Consider the following 17,375-nt stretch of genomic DNA (forward strand, 5'->3'; position numbering starts at 1 on the left):
GAGCGGGTGTCACCGGTGTCGGTGAACAGTTCGCGGGCCTGGTGGAGCAGGTCCTCGGCCTGGTCGACCTCGCCGCGGGTGATCAGGCGGCTGGCGTGGTCGTAGAGGAGCGCGGCGTGACCGGCCGGGTCGGTCTGGCGGTCGCTGGTCCGGGTCTGCTGGACGGCACGGTGGAGCAGGGTGTCGGCGTGGTCGCCGTCGCCGCTGGTGACGGCCGCGTCGGCGACGACCCGTAGCAGGCGGAGAGGAACTTCGTGGCTGTGGCGGTCGAGGAGGGCGATCGCGTGGTGGCCGAGTTCGGCGGCGATGGAGGCCGGGCCTTCCCTCAGGGCGGACACGGCCGCGGTGGCGCAGTCGGCGGTGATGGTCGGGTTGTCGGCGGCCAGGGCCAGTTGGGTCAGTTGCAGGTTCAGGTCGCTGCCGCGGGCGGGTCGGGGCGTGGCACCGCCCCACCGGGCGTACAGCGGTTCGGCGGCCACGGTGGCGAGGGCGGTTCGCTCGTCGGGGGTGAGGGGGGCCAGGCGTCCGGCCGCGAGGGCGTTGGCGGCCAAGGCCGGGGAGTCGGGGCGGTGTTGGTCGGGAAAAGTGTCAAGGAGCCCGAGGCCGCACAGGCGGGACGCCGATCCGCCGACAGCGGTGGCGAGGGCGTCGATGACGGGTTGCGGGACCGGGACGGTGAACAGGGTGCAGGCCCGCAACAGGTCGCGGTGGGTGGGCCCGGCCTGGTCGAGGAGGGTGTCGAGAGCCAGGTTCTCCAGGAACTCGCCGATGTCGGAGTTGTCGGCGGGGAGGTCGCCCTGGTGAAGGTAGGTCTCCATGCCGGCGACGGCGGCCTCGGCGCGGGCCTCGTCGACCTGGCTGCCGTAGACCAGGCGCAGCCCGATGAGGTCCTGCAGCCCGGGGTTGCCGCAACTGACGTCCAGGGCCCGCCGGGCCAGGTCGGCGCGCTCGGTCCGGTATTCGGCCGGGGCGAGGTCCTGCTGACGGCGTTGGAGCTTGTGCTGGGCCGCTGGCGACAGTGGCTGCAACTGGATCGGTTCCAGTCGGGCCTCCAGCCCGTTGAGAGCGAATGTGTAGCGGCTGGTGACCAGGAGTCGGCTGTCGGTGGTGGCCAGGTCGAACGCGGAGAGCACGTCGGCGAGCGCGGTGGCGTGCTCGGGGTCGACCCGGTGCGGGCCGTGAGGGTTGGCGGTCAGGATCTGTTCGAGGTCGTCGATGATCAGCAGGAGGGGTTTGCGAACGTCGTCGAGTTCCTGGGCGCACGGTCCGGCCAGCAGGTCGATCAGTAGCGGTTTGAGGAGGTCCGGCTGTTGGCGGACCTCGGCACGCCTCGCTTCGATGAGGGCGCGGGCGGTGGGGTTGGTGGCGGTGGCGGCGGCGATGGCGTCGAGGATCGCCGTCGGGCTGTAGTCGCCGAACACGACCGCGACGGCCCGGTTGGGGTGACGGTCGGCGATGCGGGCGGCCAGGCTCGACTTGCCCAACCGGCCCTGCCCGTGGAGCAGGACCCCGACCTTCTGCCCACCGCGCAGGGCCCGCAGCGTGTGCTGCAGTTCCGGGCGGCGGCCGACGAACATCTCCGCTGCCGCGACCGGTAGTTGGTGCTTGCGGTCCAGGAACGTCTTGGTCACATGGTGCGGTGGCACCATCTGGCGTTTGCGGTTTCCCGCGACCAGCGGGCCGCCACCGGCCGGCCCCAGCCACAGCCGCGCCAGGTGCCATTCGGCGCGCTGGCGCTCATCGGAACAGGCCAGCAGGTGGCGGCGGGCGTCGGCAACGGCCTCGGCCACCTCGACACGGCGGCTGAGCTGCCGGTACAGGCGTTCGGCGAAACGGGTGGCGGCCTCGTCGCTGACCGAGCCCTCCCAGCCGATGACCGCAGGAATCCCGGCGGCAACCAGCCCGGTGGCCATCGAGTGCGCCACCCACACGCCGGGCTCGGCTGCCGGACCGCCGCGGTGGCCGGCGCCGCCGGGAACATGCCAGGTCACGTCGGTACCGGTGGCGGTCAGGCAGGCCGACACGAACGCCAGCAGCGGCCGAGGAGTCAACAGACCGACCAGCGCGTCAGCGCTCGTCGGGAGCCCGTCCCCGAGCTCGTCTTCCATCAGCAGAACGGGGGTGGCTGGCCCGTCGGGGACCGTACGCCAGTTGTGTAGCCCGTGACAGGACAGATGAACCACCGGCATTCCGCCGAGCTCGGACAGACGCAGGCCAAGATGCTCGGGATTGCCGGAGTCCTCGACGACGAGATCGAGGCTCGTCTCCCCGACGGCGTTGAGGATGGCCATCTCCTCGGCCTCGAAGTCCAGTTCGTGCTGGCCCCGGGGCGCCGAGGCCATGAACGCCACCCCGAGCCGGTACTCGTCCAGGGCCTGCGCCGGGCTCGGGCGACCGAGCCGACGCGCCACGGCGAACAGCTTCGGCGCCTCGGCGAGGAACCCGCCCTCGGGGGCGGCAATCAGTTCGTACGGGGCCCGCAGCAGCGCCCACGCCGCCGGGGACGGTTTCGCCGGCGCGCGGACCTCGAACACCAGCGGCCCCGACGCCTCATCGAGCAGGCGCGTCAACTGGCCGAGGTCGCCGTCGAGCCACCGATACAACTCGCGTCCCACCGCGAGCAGCGCCTGGTTCTTCGAGCCGTTGCGCACGGCATCCACATACTGGCCGGCGACGGTATTGAGCAGGTCGACGTCAGAGGTCTGCAACATCCGACGGGGCCCGACCTGCCGGTCATCAACGACCAGCTCAAACCCGTTGACGTCCACAATCAGACCGGTGACCATACGTCATCTTATCGTGACCGAACGCCACGTTGGGATGCACGTGGAGTCAACTGCCGCCTGGCTATCGATGCGGTGTTCCCGATTGCCGACATTGCGGAGGCGTATCGGAGGCTCGAAATGGGCGGCGTGCGGGGGAAGTTCGTGATCGATATGTGCGGGGCGTAGCGGGATCGCTTGGGGCCAGGGCGAGTTGAGTGTTGCGGTGAACTTCGTCCAGGTGGTGGGTCTTCGAAGTTGGGCGGTGAGTGGGGACGCTCGGCGCCAAGGGGTGGGGTGCGAAAGTGTGACACTCGGCGCGAAAGTGTCACACTTTCGCGGGGAGGGTCTCGTCTGGCGGGGGCCAGGCTCGAAGACCCGGCAACGGGCCTGCTGTGCAGGTGACTCAGGCGTGGAGTAGGCGCGCTGGGGTCAGCCGGGTGTTGGTCAGTGCAGCGTCGCCGTGAACTTCGTCCAGGTGGTGGGGGTGAGGCGGAGTATCGGGCCGGTGGGGGACTTGGAGTCGCGGATGGCTATGGTGCCGAGGACGTTGCGGGCGACTTCGAGGCACTCGTTCTGGAATGTGCTGTAGCTGGACTTCACGAAGAAGAACTCGGGCATGGTCACATTTCCTTGCGGAGGCTGTCGACGAGGGTTAGGGAGTCGCGTGGTGCCAGGCTAAGTCGGGCTGTGCGGTCGAACAGCACGCTGTAGGTGTTGCTCTCCACCTCGTTCTCCACCCAGACCATGCCGGTGACGGTGTCGCTCTGGACCACGTCGAGGGCCTCACTCTCCGCGAAGGAGATGATGCTGAACGGACCTCCGATGCAAGGGTGCGCGCCAGCTCGGAACGGAAGCACTTGCAGGCGTACGTTCGGTAGCTCGGCCAGTTCGAGCAGGCGCTCCAGTTGGGTGCGCATGACGGTGGGGCTGCCGATTTCCTGGCGCAGCGCGGCTTCCCAGATCACCGCGTACAACTGGAGAGGCCTCTCGCCCAACAGCCGTTCCTGACGCCTCTGTTTGACCTGCACCATGCGTTCGATGTCGTCCGGATCCTCCCAGCTCTCATCGCTGACACCGAGGGCGCGCGTGTATTCCGGAGTTTGCAGCAGGCCCGGAACCAATGCCGCCTGCCAGTTGCGGATCCGAATGGCGACGTCCTCCATGGCAACGTACTCGGCGATGCTGCCCGTAGCGACTGAGTCGCGCCACCACCCCTTGGCCTTACGGCGCTCACGGTCCAGCTTCGCCAACTCCAGAAGCTGGCCTACGACTCTGCTGTCCTCGATGCCATAGAACTCGCACAGGACCCGGATGTCGGGGTCCCTCATCGGTACCCAGCCGCGCTCCATCTTCACAATCTTGGTGCCGGTCGCATTGATGGACTCCGCGGCCTGCTGCTGGGTCTTGCCCGCAACGTCACGCAGACGCAGGAGTTCCCCACCGAGCTTGCGACCCAAGACAGTTGACGCCCGGTTGTTCGCGGGCTGGGTTGATCGGTTCACAGTCACAGTCTGTCCCTTGCACGTCACCGGGTCGACTACATTCCCTCTTTGGGGAAGAACTTCCCCGATTCGATTGCCTCAGGGAAGTGTATGCCGCTACTTTCGGTGCCCAACCCCCTACGCAGAGAGGCGTGTGTCTGATGACCGAAGCCCCACCCGCCCCCCACGAAGACCGCCTCGACTACACCCCCCACGCCCGCAGCGTCACCCTCGCCCGCCGCCGAACCGCACGACTCGTCACCGAGTGGGGACACCCCGCCCTCGCCGGTGATGTCGCCCTCGTCGTATCCGAGTTGATGACCAACGCCCTGCTGCACGGCAGCCTGCGCGACCGGCTGATCCGGGTACGGATCACCGTCACCGGGGTCACCCTCCGCGTCGAGGTCAGTGATCCGCGCGGCGAACGCTTGCCGAGCCCGTGCTCAGTAGAGGACACGGATCAGTTCGGTCGGGGATTACTCCTGGTCGGAGCTCTGGCTCACCGCTGGGGATGGGAGCCCCGGTCCGTCGGCAAGACCGTGTACGCGGAGTGGGTGCTCGGGGGCGACCCGGCTGCGGCGAATCCGCTCGTGGGTGCGATTGAGTGAGCGTTTTCTGGCTCTTCGCGGTTGCTCTTCACGGTTGAGTGACGACCTCGACAAGAGTGGCCGGGACACCCTTGCCGTGAACGCCTCGTTCCAAACCGGCTCGGCCCTCAACACCCCACCCATACAAGGGAAATGCCCACCCACGGACTTCCGGAACGACTTCCGGAACAGGCCTTGGGCGGCCTACGCGGTTGTGGCGATGCCGCCGTCGACGGGGATCACTGTGCCCGTCAGGTATGCGCCTGCCCGGCTGGCGAGGAACACGGCGACACCCGCCATGTCGTCGTCGCGGCCGATCCGGCGTAGTGGGGCCGACGCCGCGATCGCCTCGCCGAACTCATCGAGGGTTGCAGCCATCATCGTCGACGGGAACGGTCCCGGCGCCACGGCGTTCACGGTGACGTGCTGCGGTCCCAGTTCCTTGGCGAGCACTCTGGTGAGTTGATGCAGTGCGGCCTTGCTGCTGGAGTACGAGTAGTTGGGCCGCTGGGGGATGTGGATGGCGGCGATGCTGCCGATGTTGATGATCCGCGCGGGATCGTCGGCGGTGCCCGCCTTGTGAAGTGCGGGCAGCAGCGCCTGGACCAGCCAGAACGGCGACTTCAGGTTGAGGTCGACGACCGTGTCCCAGGCCTCGTCCGGGAACGTCTCCAGCGGCTCGTCCCACAGGGCGCCCGCGTTGTTGACGAGGATGTCGAGACGCTCCGAGTCGGCGGTGACGAGGTCGGACAGCCGCCGGCACTCGTCGTGGCGGGACAGGTCGGCGGGGATGGCCCGCACCTCACCGAATGCGGACAACTGCTCCTGCGCCTGAGCGCACGCTTCCGCGTTGCGTGAGCTGATGACCACGCGGACGCCCGCCTGGAGAAGGCCACGCGCGATCATCATCCCGATGCCTCTGGTGCCACCGGTGACGAGTGCGTGCTTTCCCCGCAGATCGAAGAGTTCCGCATGCGTGGTGAATTGGGTGTCTACCACTTGCCGCCTTTCGCGTTGGTCGTGCGGGCTGATGCGGCGACGCATTGATGCGCCGACGCATCGGGTGTTCGGTTCAGCTGTCTCGACGCTATGGCCCTGAAGTGCACTTCAAGCAAGCGGATCAGCCCCTGCTTGTGATGGCGAGTCGATGGCGAGTCAGCGGTCCTTGGCCCTCAGCGGGGCGCGACCCGCACCCTGCAACTGGTGAAGGGCGTCGGGGTGAAGGGGGTCGTGCGGCTGATTGAGATCCGCCACGATCTCCGCCAACGCGGCCTGACGTTCAGCCGGGTCGGTGACAGGCGTGGCCCGTGCGGGCAGCCGGCGCCGCTGCGCAGGTAAGCCGGTCCGCTGCGCAGGTAAGTGGTGCCCGCGGCGGGGGTGATCTCGATGGCTCGTCGGATGTGGTCGGGCAGGTGGGACAAAGACGCGCCCCGTGCGGAGTCGGCGGAGTCGTTCGACCCGGTCGGGTCCGGAGTGTTCATGCGGCCTCGGCCTGAAGGGCGGGGCCGAGGAGGAGTCCACCGTCGATGACGTACTCCGACCCCGTGATGAACGACGCGTCCGATGACGTGAGGAACAGGAGAAGACGGCTGACGTCGGTCGGTTCCCCGAGCCGGGGGACGGCGAACGGCTCGGGTGAGTAGAAGTCGGCGATCGCCGCGACCGCGCCGGCTGCCGGTTCGTGGATGAAGGGGGTCGAGATCACGCCGGGGTGGATGGTGTTCACCCGGATGCGGTCGCGGCCGAGCTCGAGCGCTGCCGTCCGGGTGAGGCCTCGCACGGCCCACTTGCTGGCGACGTACGGCGCGTAGTGAGCCGTACCGCCCAGGCCCATGGCCGAGGCGATGTTGACGATGGCTCCCCCTGCCGCGCGGCGCAGAGCGGGGGCTGCGACCTTGATGCCGAGGAAGGTCCCTGTGAGGTTGATGTCGAGGACGCGCGACCACGTGGCCTGCTCCGTGTTCTCGATTGTCGCGGGCGGATTCTGCACGCCCGCGTTGTTGACGAGCACGTTCAGGGCACCGAAGGCGCTCTCGGCGGCCAGCACAGCGGCGGACCACGAGCTCTCGTCGGTCACGTCGAGGCGGACGAAGCGAGCGCGGGTCCCGAGCTCGTCGGCGAGAGCCGCGCCGCGTTCCGCGTCGATGCCGCCGATCACCACGTTCGCTCCCGCCGCGTGAAAGGCGCGCACGTGGCTCGAGCCCTGGCCGCCGGCCCCACCGGTCACGAGCACGGTCTGGTTGTCGAAGCGGGGCATCAGATGTTCCTTCGGTACGTGGGTGAATGACCGGGATCACCAGTGATGAACGGCGGCCAGTGGTGAGCCGGGCGACTCACCATCGCCCTGACGCTAGGTCCGCGGCAGTGGCGAGTCAAGCCACTCACCTCGTATGCTCGGCCCATGAGCAGGATCGTGACGACGTATCACCAGCGCGTCGCCCAGGAGAAGCGCGAGCTGATCGTGACGGCCGCGACCGCACTGTTTCTCGAGTTGGGCTACGACCGGACGTCGCTGGCGCGGATCGCGGAGGCCTCGGGCGTTTCGCGGGCCACCTTGTTCAAGCAGTTTCCGAGCAAAGCCGCCCTGTTCGACGCCATCGTGACCGAGTCCTGGTCGACCGCCGACGAGGAGGATCCGCCGCCGGCGGGCAACGTCGTCGACGGGCTCGGCATTATCGGCCGCCGTTACGCCGAGCTGCTGGGCCGCGCCCGGATGACCGACCTGTTCAGGATCGTCATCGCCGAGCTGCCGCGGTTCCCTGAGCTGGCCCAAGCGCAGTTCTCGCACGGGAAGATGCCCTACTTCGAGTCCGTACGCGGCTACCTCCTGGCTGAGCACGAGGCGGGAACGGTACGGGTCGAGGACGTGGACCTCGCAGCCACCCAGTTCCTGGGCATGATCTCCAACTACGTCTTTTGGCCGACACTCCTGGTGCCGGGCTGGGAGGTGAGCGCCGAACGCGTCGCTCAGGTGGTCGACGAGGCCGTCCGCACCATCGCCGCCCGGTATGCCGCGACGGGACCAGGGGCGTCCACCGACGACTGAGTCCCGCCGACCGCGCCAGAGTCCTGCCGCCACCGAAGGGGCTGTTTGCGAACTCGGTGGACACCGGCGTTCGGAAAGAGGAAAGCGCGCCCTGACCACCGCCTCGAATTCGAAACCTCTCCTGCCTCGTTCCGACCCCGCTCCGACCCCGTTCCGATGAGCGGAACAGGACACGACAACCGGTTCATCGCGCCCCACGCTGACTGCCGAGGGTTGGGAACTCCCGGACCGGTGTTACGCAGGAGTTCCACCAGCCCCGGTCATAGCGCAGGCAGCACCTGTTGCCACGCTTCCGATCACCTGGGGGAAGTACATGAAGAGACGCGGAATGGTCAGCGCGATGCTGGCCGCCCTGATGGTTCTCGCGGCCGGCCTGGCCATGGGCGGCAGCGCCCACGCGGCCGGCGGGACGACAGATGTCGTACGGCCGCTCAATATCGGGGCCGCCTTCACACTCATCAACAGGGGGACCAACAAGTGCGCCGAGGTCGCCGGTGGCTCGCTGCTGGACAACACCCCGGTGGTGGAGAATGACTGCCTCGCCAACAACACCGATCCCAACCAGAACTGGTTGCCGGTGTCGGTCGGCGGCGGCTTCTTCAACCTGCGGAATGTCCAGAGCAATCTGTGCCTGGACTTCGCGAGCCCGGTGAACACAAAGAACGTCAAGCACCACACCTGCGGCAGCGATCTCTCCGAGCGGTGGCAGCTGGTCGTCTCACCGAACGTCCCCGGCTATCTCACGGTGGTCAGCGCGAACCACTCCGGCGGGCACACCTTCTGCCTCGACCTCCGGGACGGTTCGGCGGCGAACGGAACCGTGGTCCAGATCTATGACTGCCTGGGTGCCGTGAACAACCAGCTCTGGCGCCAGGGCTAGAGCCTGTCGTCGTAGTCTCGCCCGCCGTCAACTGGGCGCTGGACAGGCTGCGGTGAACTCCCTCGGGACACCCCCGAGGGAGTTCACCGCCTCGGACCGTGTGCCGCGGGCCCGTCGTCCATTACCGGAGGCAAGTACGCTCACCGGCGGGGTCCAGCGTCTCTACGGCTTCGACGTGACCGGCGTCGACTACGACCCGCCCGCCGAGACCGCGACCCCCTGGCCCAACTCCGCAACCTGACGCCGTACTTGGAGAACGCTGTGCGTCTTGAATCGGTGCGGCGTCGCGGACAATCCCCGTGCGGTCCGATCGCCCCGCGTGATACTCCTCCCTCTCATGACTGATCTTGTGACGGAGCGGCTCGTGCTGCACCCGATGACCGTCGGCGAAGCCGAGCGAGTGGTCGCGGGCGAGCCGGACAGCGGTGACCGATGGGCGCCCGGATACCCCACCGACGGGGACGTGTTCGCCGCCCGGCGCTTCCTGGGCACCTGTGCGAGCACCGGTGATCCCCAGCCGTTCGGCAACTACGAGATCCGGCGCCGAGAGGACGGTCGGGCGATCGGCGGCCTGGGTTTCCATGGCCCCCCGGACACGAACGGCAGCGTCACGATCGGCTACGGCGTCATCCCGTCGGCCCAGGGCCGGGGCTACGCCTCCGAAGCCCTCCGCGAACTGCTGCTGTTCGCGCGGACACACGGAGTCACGTGCGTGAAAGGCGACGCCGACCACGACAACATCGCATCCCACCACGTCATGCTGGCGGCGGGCATGCGGTCGGCCGGACAGGACGAACGCGTCAGATACTTCGAGATGACCTGGTCCGACGCGACCCCGGCGAGTACGAGTGAGCAGGCACACCGGTGAGTGAACTGTCCTGGTACGGAGTCCGATGCGTCTTCCGGCATCGCGAACTCGGCGTCTACGAAGAGCGGTTGACCCTGTGGCGGGCCCGCTCGTCCGACGAGGCGATCAGCCGTGGGGAGTTGGAGGCGCGCGAGTACTGCGCGGACCTCGACAGCGTCGAGTATGTCGACTTCGCCGAGGCGTATCGGATGCTCGGCGAGCCGGGGGAGGGCGCCGAGATCTTCTCCCTCATGCGGGAGAGCGGGTTGCCGGCCGGTGAGTATGTGGGGCGGTTCTTCGATACGGGGGCCGAGCGGACGGGGAGTTGAGGCGTGGCTCCCGGCCTCAGGGTCGGGCTCAACTCCCCGTACGCCACGCCTACCGCGTCCCCGACCCCCGCTGCGAAGAAAGCGGCGAAGTATTGGCCACCTGAGGCGAATCCGAGTTCGAGTACACCGAAGGCGCCGCGACCGCCTCCGTAGGATCCGCCGCGTCGTCCACCGGATCCGCGGTCGCACCCCCGACGATCCGGATGTTCGCCTCGTCGAAGGCCCGCTTCACCCGCCACCGCAGCTCGCGCTCCACGGTCACCGACTTGCCCGGCATGGTCTTGGCGGAGAGCCGGACGACCATCGAGTCGATCAACACACTGTCCAGGCCGAGGACTTCGATCGGGCCCCAGAGCAGCTCGTTCCAGGGCTCTTCCTTGCTCATCTTCTCCGTGACGGAGTTGAGCGTGGCCTTCACCCGGTCCAGGTTCTCGGACGCCTTCACCGTCACGTCCACGCCCGCTGTCGCCCAGCCCTGCGACAGGTTGCCGATGCGCTTGACCTCGCCGTTGCGGACGTACCAGATCTCGCCGTTGTCGCCGCGGAGCTTGGTCACGCGGAGGCCGACCTCGATGACCTCGCCGGAGGCGACCCCCGCGTCGATCTGGTCGCCGACGCCGTACTGGTCCTCAAGGATCATGAAGACGCCGGAGAGGAAGTCCGTGACGAGGTTGCGGGCGCCGAAACCGATTGCCACGCCCGCGACACCGGCGGAGGCGAGCAGCGGGGCGAGGTTGATCTCGAAGGTCGCCAGCACCATCAGCGCGGCTGTGCCCAGGATCACGAACGATGCCACCGAGCGGAGGACCGAGCCGATCGCCTGCGAGCGCTGGCGGCGGCGTTCCGCGTTCACCAGCAGGCCGCCCAGCGCCGTGCCGTCCACCGACTCGACCGTGCGGTTCATCCGGTCTATCAGCTTGGTGATCGCCCGCCGCACCGTCATTCTCAGCACTGCCGCGATCACCACGATCAGCAGCACGCGGAGCCCGATCGCCAGCCATGTGGACCAGTTCTGCTCCACCCAGCTGGCGGCGTTGGTCGCGCTCTCCTGGGCGTCCTGGAGCGAGGGCACGGTCACCGCCGTCCCCGAAGGGCTCGGAGACGGCGACGGCGAAGCTGCGGCCAGTAGGACGGCGGACAAGGACACGGCAGGTACCTCCAGGTGCTGCGTCCGCCCTCCGGCATGGTCCGACAGGGGCAAGGTCACGAATAGGTCACCAAGAGGGCAGGCCCACCACACTATCGGGGCATTGTGTGTGGATCGTTGCCGTGTTCGGGGGAGAGGCCGTGCCGGGCTGGGAAAGAACAGGTGGGACGAACCCACACCCGTCCCAGCCCCGCATCACATGTGGTCGAAAACACTCCCAGCCCGTTACCGGGACATGGTGGCGCTTCCACCAGGCATGAGGGGAGACTGACTACAGATCGTCCCGGCGCGAGCCACGCGCCGCCGACGCACAAGGAGGCATCCGTGCCGCATGTCCTGGTCCTCAACGCGTCGTACGAGCCACTCGGCGTCGTACCGCTCCGCCGCGCGCTCGTCCTCGTCCTGGAGAACAAGGCAGTCTCCCTTGAGGAATCCGGCGCCTTTATGCACAGCGCGACCGTCACAGTCCCCGCACCCAGCGTGGTCCGGCTCAAGCGATTCGTACGGGTTCCCTATCGGGGGCCCGTTCCTCTCACCCGCCGGGCGCTCTTCGCGCGCGACGGGGGCCGGTGCATGTACTGCGGTGGCGTCGCAACCAGCGTCGACCATGTCATTCCGCGCAGCCGCGGGGGCAAGCACGTCTGGGACAACGTGGTGGCGTCCTGCCGCCGCTGCAACCACACGAAGGCCGACCGACATCTCTTCGAGATCGGCTGGCGGCTGCGCCACAAACCCGCCCCACCCACCGGCCTGGCCTGGCGCATCATCGGGACAGGTCATAGGGACCCGCGCTGGCTGCCGTACTTGCAGCCGTACGGCGCGGAGGACGCGATGGCCCGGATCGACGGCATCTCCGCCTGACGATCCGGGCTTTTGTGTACGCCCATGCACGGCGGTACGGAGTCGTCCGCCCCGGCAGCCCCCCCGTGCTGCCGGGGCGGACGGTCATGCGTACCGCAGCTCGCCCGGCCGCACCGACCGCCGTAGCAGCGGCAGTGATGTAGCGGCCGCCAGCACGCAGGCCGCGTACACGCCGACCGGGACCAGCAGCGCCGCGTACGGCACCGGCACGTCCGTGTGCTCGGAGACGGCGGCGCCGTACCAGGCGCTGATCACCGTGCCGCCGAGGCCCGCCACCGTGATCGCCGGGAGCAGTGGCAGCGCGGTCTCCAGGAGGAGCGCGCGGGCCAGTACGGCGTGGGGCACTCCGGCTGCTGCCTGCGCCGCAAGGCCCCTGCGCCGGGTGGCGAGGGACTCGGCGGTGCCGACGGCCAGGGCCGTCAGCGCGAGCGCGAAGGCGACGAGGATCGCGGCGGCCGTCAGGTCGATGCCGGTCGTGTAGTAGGACATGCGCGTGCCGAGCCGGCCCTCGCGGCGCATGTCCGCCAAGCCCGCGAGCAGGATCTGCCGTACGCCCGCGAAACCCGACCCTACGACTGTCACCAGCAGCAGCGCCGCATGGGTGCGGGCGGTCGACCAGGGGTCCTCACGCAGCCGTTCCGCCGCGATCAGCAGCGCGGGGCGCGAGGTGCCGGCCGCGAAGCCCTCACCCAGTTGGCGGGACGAGGCCCCGGACAACCAGATCGCGATCAGGCTGATCAGTACGGCCAGGACGAGCACCGTCACCGGGCCGAGTCCGAAGGACACAGGGCTGCCGAAGACCGGGGTCAGCGCGATGGCCACCACCGTCACGGTCAGCAACCGGGTCGCCGTGCCGAACAGCCGCCCCGGCCCCCGCACCGGCCGCACCCGCCGCACCCGGCCCAGCGGGTCGGCCACCACCCGCCGCAGCGCCACCGCGCTCACGCCCGCGCCCAGCACCGGCACGGCCACGGCGACCAGCACGACACCGGCCCAGTCCGTGGCAGGCGACGGCAGCAGCGGTACGACGGCCGCCGTCGCCACCACCGCACCGGCCAGGCACGCGAGCCCCGACTCCAGCGCCGCGATCCGCCGCACCTGCCAGGGCCCGGCCCCCGCCAGCCGCAACGCGGCCAGCCGCCGGTCCCGGTGCACCGCCCCGATCCGCGCACACTGCCCGAGAAACCCGAGCACCGGGATCAGCAGCAGCCCGAGCGCCAGACTCACGTTCCGCCGGTCACTGGGGGAGTCGAACAGCCCGGACCCGAAGGACACGGAGTAGAACCCGTCCAACGACCGCAGCGCTACGACGCCCAGTCCGATCCCCGTCGCCAGCGCGGCCCCGACCGCCGTGAGCCCGACCCGCCACCACTCGCGTCGGTCGGAACCCTTGGTCAGCAGCCAGGCCAGCCGTAGATCGGCGAGGAACGCGTTCACGCGGCCACCCCCGCCGTCGCCACGGTCCCGTCCGTCAGCCGGATCTCGCGGTCCGCGTACGCCGCGACCTGCGCGTCATGGGTGATCAGCAGGACCGCCGTACCGGCCTCGCGGGCCGTGCCGACCAGGGCCGTCATCACCTGCTCGCTCGCCAGGGAGTCCAGCGCTCCCGTCGGCTCGTCCGCGAAGACGATCCTCGGGGCGGTGACCAACGCCCGGGCGAGCGCGACCCGTTGGGACTGGCCGCCGCTCAACTCGCCCGGCCGCGACTCGCCCTGCCCGCGCACCCCGAACCGCTCCAGCCACTCGCCTGCCGTGGCCCGGGCGTCCGTACGCGAGGCGCCCGCGAGCAGCAGCGGGAGCGCGACATTGTCGACGGCCCTCAACTCCGGTATCAGCTGGCCGAACTGGAAGACCACCCCGAACTCGGTGCGCCGCAGCTCGCTGAGCCGCTTCTCGGACAGCTCGTCCAGCCGTTCCCCCGCGTACGTCACCGTCCCCTCGTCGGGGCGGACGATCCCGGCCAGGCAGTGGAGAAGTGTGGACTTGCCGCTGCCGCTGGTCCCTGTGACGGCGAGGATCTCGCCGGCGCGCAGCTCGGCCGAGGCGCCGCTCAGCGCCCGGGTCCTGCCGTGCGTCTTGGCGAGGTCACGGGCCGCGAGAAGCGGCACCGAGGTGTCCCCCTGGTTGCTCATGCTGTGTCGACCTCCGCGGTCAGAGTGGTCAGCCGGGCCGCCGTCGTCGCCATCCAACGGAGGTCCGCGTCAAGGTGGTTGAGGGCGTAGTCCGCCGAGAGCACGGTCGCCAGATCGGAGCCCTTCGCGGTCTTGACCGCCGTGAGTTCCCTCATCCGCTCCATGTGGGCGGCGCGTTGGGCCCGCAGATACGCCTCCGGGTCACCGTCGGCCAGGATCGAGACGACGACCTTGGCGAAGATCTCGTTCGTCACGAAGGGCGCGGGCGGCGCGATCTCCCCCGCCCAGCGGGCGAGTTCACGCGAACCGTCCACCGTCGAGCGGTACGCCGTGCGCTCCGGGCCGCCGTCCGAGCCGGTGCCGTCGACCTCCGCGAGGCCGTCCCGGACCAGGCGTTGCAGGGTCGTGTAGACCTGCCCGTAGGCCAGCGGGCGGGCCTGCGGAAAACGTTCGTCGTGGCGTCGCTTGAGGTCGTAGCCGTGGCTGGGCCCTCCGGCGAGCAGGCCCAGCAGGATGTGGCGGGTGCTCATGGCGCTCAGTATGCATCAAGTACATGTACTGAGTGAATAGTGATCAGCGGGAGAATTGCGGGGAGTGGGGTGCGGGAGTGGCTGCAGTGCCACCTGTACCCCAACCTGGAGGTCTGCCGTCGCGCCCACTGGGTAGGGCTGCGGTAACCCGCCCGCACGCCCGACATGACAAGAAGGAGGCCCCCGTGGCCGCAGCATCGGCATCGCTTCCGCGCCCGGCCCGCTCCAAACGCACCCCGGAGCCGCCCGCCGACCTCGCCTCCGACCTCGCTCCCGACCTGTTCTTCGTCGACTCCGAAGGCACCTGGGCCGAGACCCCGCTGACCAGCGAACCGCCGCTGGCCGACGCCGAACCCCTCACCAGCGAGCCCCCGCTCGCCGACGCCACCCCGCTCACCAGCGAGTCCGCGACCATGGACGCGCCGCTCACCAGCGAGACCGTGGCGTTCGACGACCCGATGAGCGGTGAGATCGCCCCCTTCGCCGCCCCGGACCCGACGAGGCCCTAGATGACCGCACCCCGGCCGGCGGACACCCTCGGCGAGGACCTGTCCCGGCTCGCCGAACTGCACGGCGTCGCCACCGCCTACAGCCCCTCCCCGGACCGCGCGGTCCCCGCCTCGGCCGTCGCGGTCGTCGCCGCGCTGGCCGCCCTCGGCGTCGACGCGAGCACCCCGCGGGCCACCGCCGCCGCGCTCGCCGCCCGCCAACAGGAGCTGGCCGAACGGCTGTTGCCGCCCACCGTCGTGGGCCGGTACGGCAGTACGCCCGCCGCGCTCGACGCGCTGCCCGAAGGCACCGTGCTGCACATCGACACCGAGCAGGGCGAGTCGCGGACGAGCGCTTCGCAACTCCCACTCGGCGTCCACCACTTGACCGCCACCGCGCCGGACGGCCGTAGCGCCGAGGCCCAACTCGTCATCGCCCCGGACCGGTTGCCCACGCCCACCGGGCGGTCGTACGGGCTGATGGTGCAGGTCTACTCCCTCCTCTCCCGGCACTCCTGGGGCATGGGCGACCTCGGTGACCTGGGTGAACTCACCGCCTGGGCCGGGCGATCGCTCGGCGCCGGGTTCGTCCAGGTCAACCCCCTGCACGCGGCCGTGCCGGGCGCGCCCACCGACCCGTCGCCGTACCGGCCCTCCTCGCGCCGCTTCCCCGACCCGGTGTATCTGCGGGTCGAGGACATCCCCGAGTTCGCGTACGTCGAGGAGAGCGAGCGGGAGCAGCTGCGCGGACTCCTCTCACAGGCCGTGCGGCTGCGTGAATCCGTCCTGGAGAAGGACGCGTTGATCGACCGCGACGCCGTGTGGGAGCTGAAGCGGGAGGCGCTGGAAATCGTCCGCGAGGTCCCCCTCGGCCCCGGACGACGGGCCGCCTACGTCGACTTCCTCGCCCGCGAGGGCGAGGCGCTGGAGGACCACGCCACCTGGTACGCCCTCGCCGAGGTGCACGGCTCGAACTGGCGCGAGTGGCCGGCCGCCCTGCGCGACCCGCACTCACCCGAAACCGCCCGCGCCCGCGCCGAGTTGATGGACCGAGTCGACTTCCACTGCCGCCTCGCCTGGCTCACCGACGACCAACTCACCGCCGCCCAGCGGGCAGCACGGGACGCGGGCATGCCGATCGGGGTTGTCCACGACCTCGCCGTAGGGGTGCATCCCGACGGCGCCGACGCCTGGGCCCAACAGCGGTACTTCGCGGCCGGCATGTCGGTCGGCGCACCCCCGGACGCCTTCAACTCCCTCGGCCAGGACTGGGGTCTGCCCCCGTGGCGCCCCGACCGTCTCGCCGAGTCGGGCTACGCCCCGTACCGTCGCCTGCTCCGCGCGCTCTTCCGCTACGCCGGTGCCCTCCGCATCGACCACGTCATGGGCCTGTTCCGCCTGTGGTGGGTCCCGCAGGGGCACCCGCCCACGGAGGGCACCTACGTCCGCTACGACGCCGAGGCCATGCTCGCGATCCTCGCGCTGGAGGCATCCCGCGCCGGGTCGGTGGTGATCGGCGAGGACCTCGGGACCGTGGAACCGGGTGTGCGCGAGACCTTGCAGGAGCGCGGGGTGCTCGGCACGTCGGTGCTGTGGTTCGAGCGGGACTGGGAGGGCGACGGCCGGCCACTCGCGCCGGAGAGCTGGCGGGCCGACTGCCTCGCCACCGCCACCACCCACGACCTGCCGCCCACCGCGGCCCGCCTGACCGGCGAACACGTCGAACTCCGCGACCGGCTCGGCCTGTTGACCCGGCCGGTGGAGGAGGAACGGATCGAGTCCGCCACCGATGTGGGGGAGTGGCTGGCGCTGCTGGCCAGGCTCGGCCTCTACGAACACGCCGAGGGCGGCGGCCGGCCCGCGTCCGAGGAGGAGGCCGAGATCCACGCCGTCCACCGTTTCCTGCTCCGCACCCCCGCCCGGATGGTCGGCGTCTGGCTCCCGGACACCGTCGGCGACCGGCGCCCGCAGAACCTGCCCGGCACGTGGGACCAGTACCCGAACTGGCGCCTGCCCATTGCCGATGCGGAGGGGCGGCCGGTGACGCTGGAGGAACTGGCCGCTTCGCCGCGGCTGCACGCGCTGGTGGATGTGTTGCGGGTGGGGTTGGGGGAGGGGTCACAAGACACGCAAGACACGCAAGACACGCAAGACACGCAAGACGCGCAGGACGCGGGGTCGGCTTCGGAAGGCAGTGAAGAAGGTTCGGAAGGCAGCGAAGAAGGGGGGCCGTGAGACCTGTACGTCCCCTACGGCCCCCATACGGCACCCCGGGCGCGCGG

Annotated in this window: 18 protein-coding genes; 9 read left to right on the forward strand and 9 right to left on the reverse strand. The window is 69.8% G+C overall.

What is annotated here, in order from left to right:
• The 3 genes from SPR02S_RS42525 to SPR02S_RS42540 all read right to left on the reverse strand — a co-directional run.
• A partial coding sequence (locus tag SPR02S_RS42525; protein ID WP_245607709.1) for a CHAT domain-containing protein occupies nucleotides 1-2,711 on the reverse strand: 2,711 nt, incomplete at its 3' end.
• 498 nt (nucleotides 2,712-3,209) lie between these two features.
• Nucleotides 3,210-3,383 carry a DUF397 domain-containing protein gene (locus tag SPR02S_RS59640; RefSeq protein WP_063746303.1) on the reverse strand — a complete coding sequence of 58 codons (174 nt, stop codon included), beginning with the start codon at nucleotides 3,381-3,383 and terminating at the stop codon, nucleotides 3,210-3,212.
• Nucleotides 3,384-3,385: 2 nt separating this feature from the next.
• Complete coding sequence (locus SPR02S_RS42540; protein WP_043258864.1) at nucleotides 3,386-4,267, reverse strand: helix-turn-helix domain-containing protein; 882 nt, start codon at nucleotides 4,265-4,267, stop codon at nucleotides 3,386-3,388.
• Nucleotides 4,268-4,407: 140 nt separating this feature from the next.
• Here SPR02S_RS42540 and SPR02S_RS42545 point away from each other — a divergent pair, with 140 nt between their 5' ends.
• Nucleotides 4,408-4,854 (forward strand): ATP-binding protein, encoded by a 447-nt coding sequence (locus tag SPR02S_RS42545; RefSeq protein ID WP_019063147.1) that lies wholly within the window; start codon nucleotides 4,408-4,410, stop codon nucleotides 4,852-4,854.
• A 183-nt stretch (nucleotides 4,855-5,037) separates the two neighbouring features.
• Here SPR02S_RS42545 and SPR02S_RS42550 read toward each other — a convergent pair whose 3' ends face one another.
• Both SPR02S_RS42550 and SPR02S_RS42555 read right to left on the reverse strand, forming a co-directional pair.
• A complete protein-coding gene (locus SPR02S_RS42550; protein ID WP_019063148.1) occupies nucleotides 5,038-5,832 on the reverse strand; it encodes an SDR family oxidoreductase in 795 nt (264 codons plus the stop codon).
• A 478-nt stretch (nucleotides 5,833-6,310) separates the two neighbouring features.
• The gene (locus tag SPR02S_RS42555; protein ID WP_019063149.1) at nucleotides 6,311-7,090 is read right to left on the reverse strand and encodes an SDR family oxidoreductase; all 780 of its coding nucleotides are present in this window, start codon (nucleotides 7,088-7,090) and stop codon (nucleotides 6,311-6,313) included.
• Between the two features lie 144 nt (nucleotides 7,091-7,234).
• Here SPR02S_RS42555 and SPR02S_RS42560 point away from each other — a divergent pair, with 144 nt between their 5' ends.
• The 5 genes from SPR02S_RS42560 (at nucleotide 7,235) to SPR02S_RS42580 (ending at nucleotide 9,935) form a co-directional block, all read left to right on the forward strand.
• On the forward strand, nucleotides 7,235-7,879 hold the full coding sequence (locus SPR02S_RS42560; RefSeq protein ID WP_026151371.1) for a TetR/AcrR family transcriptional regulator: 645 nt from the start codon (nucleotides 7,235-7,237) through the stop codon (nucleotides 7,877-7,879).
• Nucleotides 7,880-8,192: 313 nt separating this feature from the next.
• Nucleotides 8,193-8,759: an RICIN domain-containing protein gene (locus SPR02S_RS42565; protein WP_078623165.1), complete on the forward strand. Its 567-nt coding sequence runs from the start codon at nucleotides 8,193-8,195 to the stop codon at nucleotides 8,757-8,759.
• A gap of 52 nt (nucleotides 8,760-8,811) precedes the next feature.
• Nucleotides 8,812-9,000 carry a hypothetical protein gene (locus SPR02S_RS42570; RefSeq protein ID WP_019063152.1) on the forward strand — a complete coding sequence of 63 codons (189 nt, stop codon included), beginning with the start codon at nucleotides 8,812-8,814 and terminating at the stop codon, nucleotides 8,998-9,000.
• Between the two features lie 96 nt (nucleotides 9,001-9,096).
• On the forward strand, nucleotides 9,097-9,627 hold the full coding sequence (locus tag SPR02S_RS42575; RefSeq protein ID WP_026151372.1) for a GNAT family N-acetyltransferase: 531 nt from the start codon (nucleotides 9,097-9,099) through the stop codon (nucleotides 9,625-9,627).
• Complete coding sequence (locus tag SPR02S_RS42580) at nucleotides 9,624-9,935, forward strand: hypothetical protein (RefSeq protein ID WP_019063154.1); 312 nt, start codon at nucleotides 9,624-9,626, stop codon at nucleotides 9,933-9,935. The genes SPR02S_RS42575 and SPR02S_RS42580 overlap by 4 nt, the downstream gene beginning before the upstream one ends.
• 49 nt (nucleotides 9,936-9,984) lie before the next feature.
• Here SPR02S_RS42580 and SPR02S_RS42585 read toward each other — a convergent pair whose 3' ends face one another.
• Nucleotides 9,985-11,082: a mechanosensitive ion channel family protein gene (locus SPR02S_RS42585; protein WP_026151373.1), complete on the reverse strand. Its 1,098-nt coding sequence runs from the start codon at nucleotides 11,080-11,082 to the stop codon at nucleotides 9,985-9,987.
• A 324-nt stretch (nucleotides 11,083-11,406) separates the two neighbouring features.
• Between SPR02S_RS42585 and SPR02S_RS42590 the strand changes: the two genes are divergently transcribed.
• The gene (locus tag SPR02S_RS42590; protein ID WP_019063156.1) at nucleotides 11,407-11,943 is read left to right on the forward strand and encodes an HNH endonuclease; all 537 of its coding nucleotides are present in this window, start codon (nucleotides 11,407-11,409) and stop codon (nucleotides 11,941-11,943) included.
• Between the two features lie 84 nt (nucleotides 11,944-12,027).
• Here SPR02S_RS42590 and SPR02S_RS42595 read toward each other — a convergent pair whose 3' ends face one another.
• The 3 genes from SPR02S_RS42595 to SPR02S_RS42605 are packed head-to-tail and all read right to left on the reverse strand — an operon-like array spanning nucleotide 12,028 to nucleotide 14,605.
• Complete coding sequence (locus SPR02S_RS42595) at nucleotides 12,028-13,380, reverse strand: hypothetical protein (protein WP_019063157.1); 1,353 nt, start codon at nucleotides 13,378-13,380, stop codon at nucleotides 12,028-12,030.
• A complete protein-coding gene (locus SPR02S_RS42600) occupies nucleotides 13,377-14,075 on the reverse strand; it encodes an ABC transporter ATP-binding protein (protein WP_019063158.1) in 699 nt (232 codons plus the stop codon). Before SPR02S_RS42600 ends, SPR02S_RS42595 begins: the two co-directional genes overlap by 4 nt.
• Nucleotides 14,072-14,605 (reverse strand): PadR family transcriptional regulator, encoded by a 534-nt coding sequence (locus tag SPR02S_RS42605; protein ID WP_019063159.1) that lies wholly within the window; start codon nucleotides 14,603-14,605, stop codon nucleotides 14,072-14,074. The genes SPR02S_RS42600 and SPR02S_RS42605 overlap by 4 nt, the downstream gene beginning before the upstream one ends.
• Before the next feature lie 185 nt (nucleotides 14,606-14,790).
• On the opposite strand from SPR02S_RS42605, the gene SPR02S_RS57580 reads away from it, so the two are divergent.
• Together SPR02S_RS57580 and malQ are read left to right on the forward strand one after the other, a co-directional pair.
• A complete protein-coding gene (locus SPR02S_RS57580) occupies nucleotides 14,791-15,114 on the forward strand; it encodes a hypothetical protein (protein WP_019063160.1) in 324 nt (107 codons plus the stop codon).
• Nucleotides 15,115-17,328 (forward strand): 4-alpha-glucanotransferase, encoded by a 2,214-nt coding sequence (malQ, locus tag SPR02S_RS42615; RefSeq protein WP_019063161.1) that lies wholly within the window; start codon nucleotides 15,115-15,117, stop codon nucleotides 17,326-17,328.
• Nucleotides 17,329-17,375: the final 47 nt, after the last annotated feature.

The organism is Streptomyces prunicolor NBRC 13075 (assembly GCF_000367365.1).
Classification (GTDB): Bacteria; Actinomycetota; Actinomycetes; order Streptomycetales; family Streptomycetaceae; genus Streptomyces; species Streptomyces prunicolor.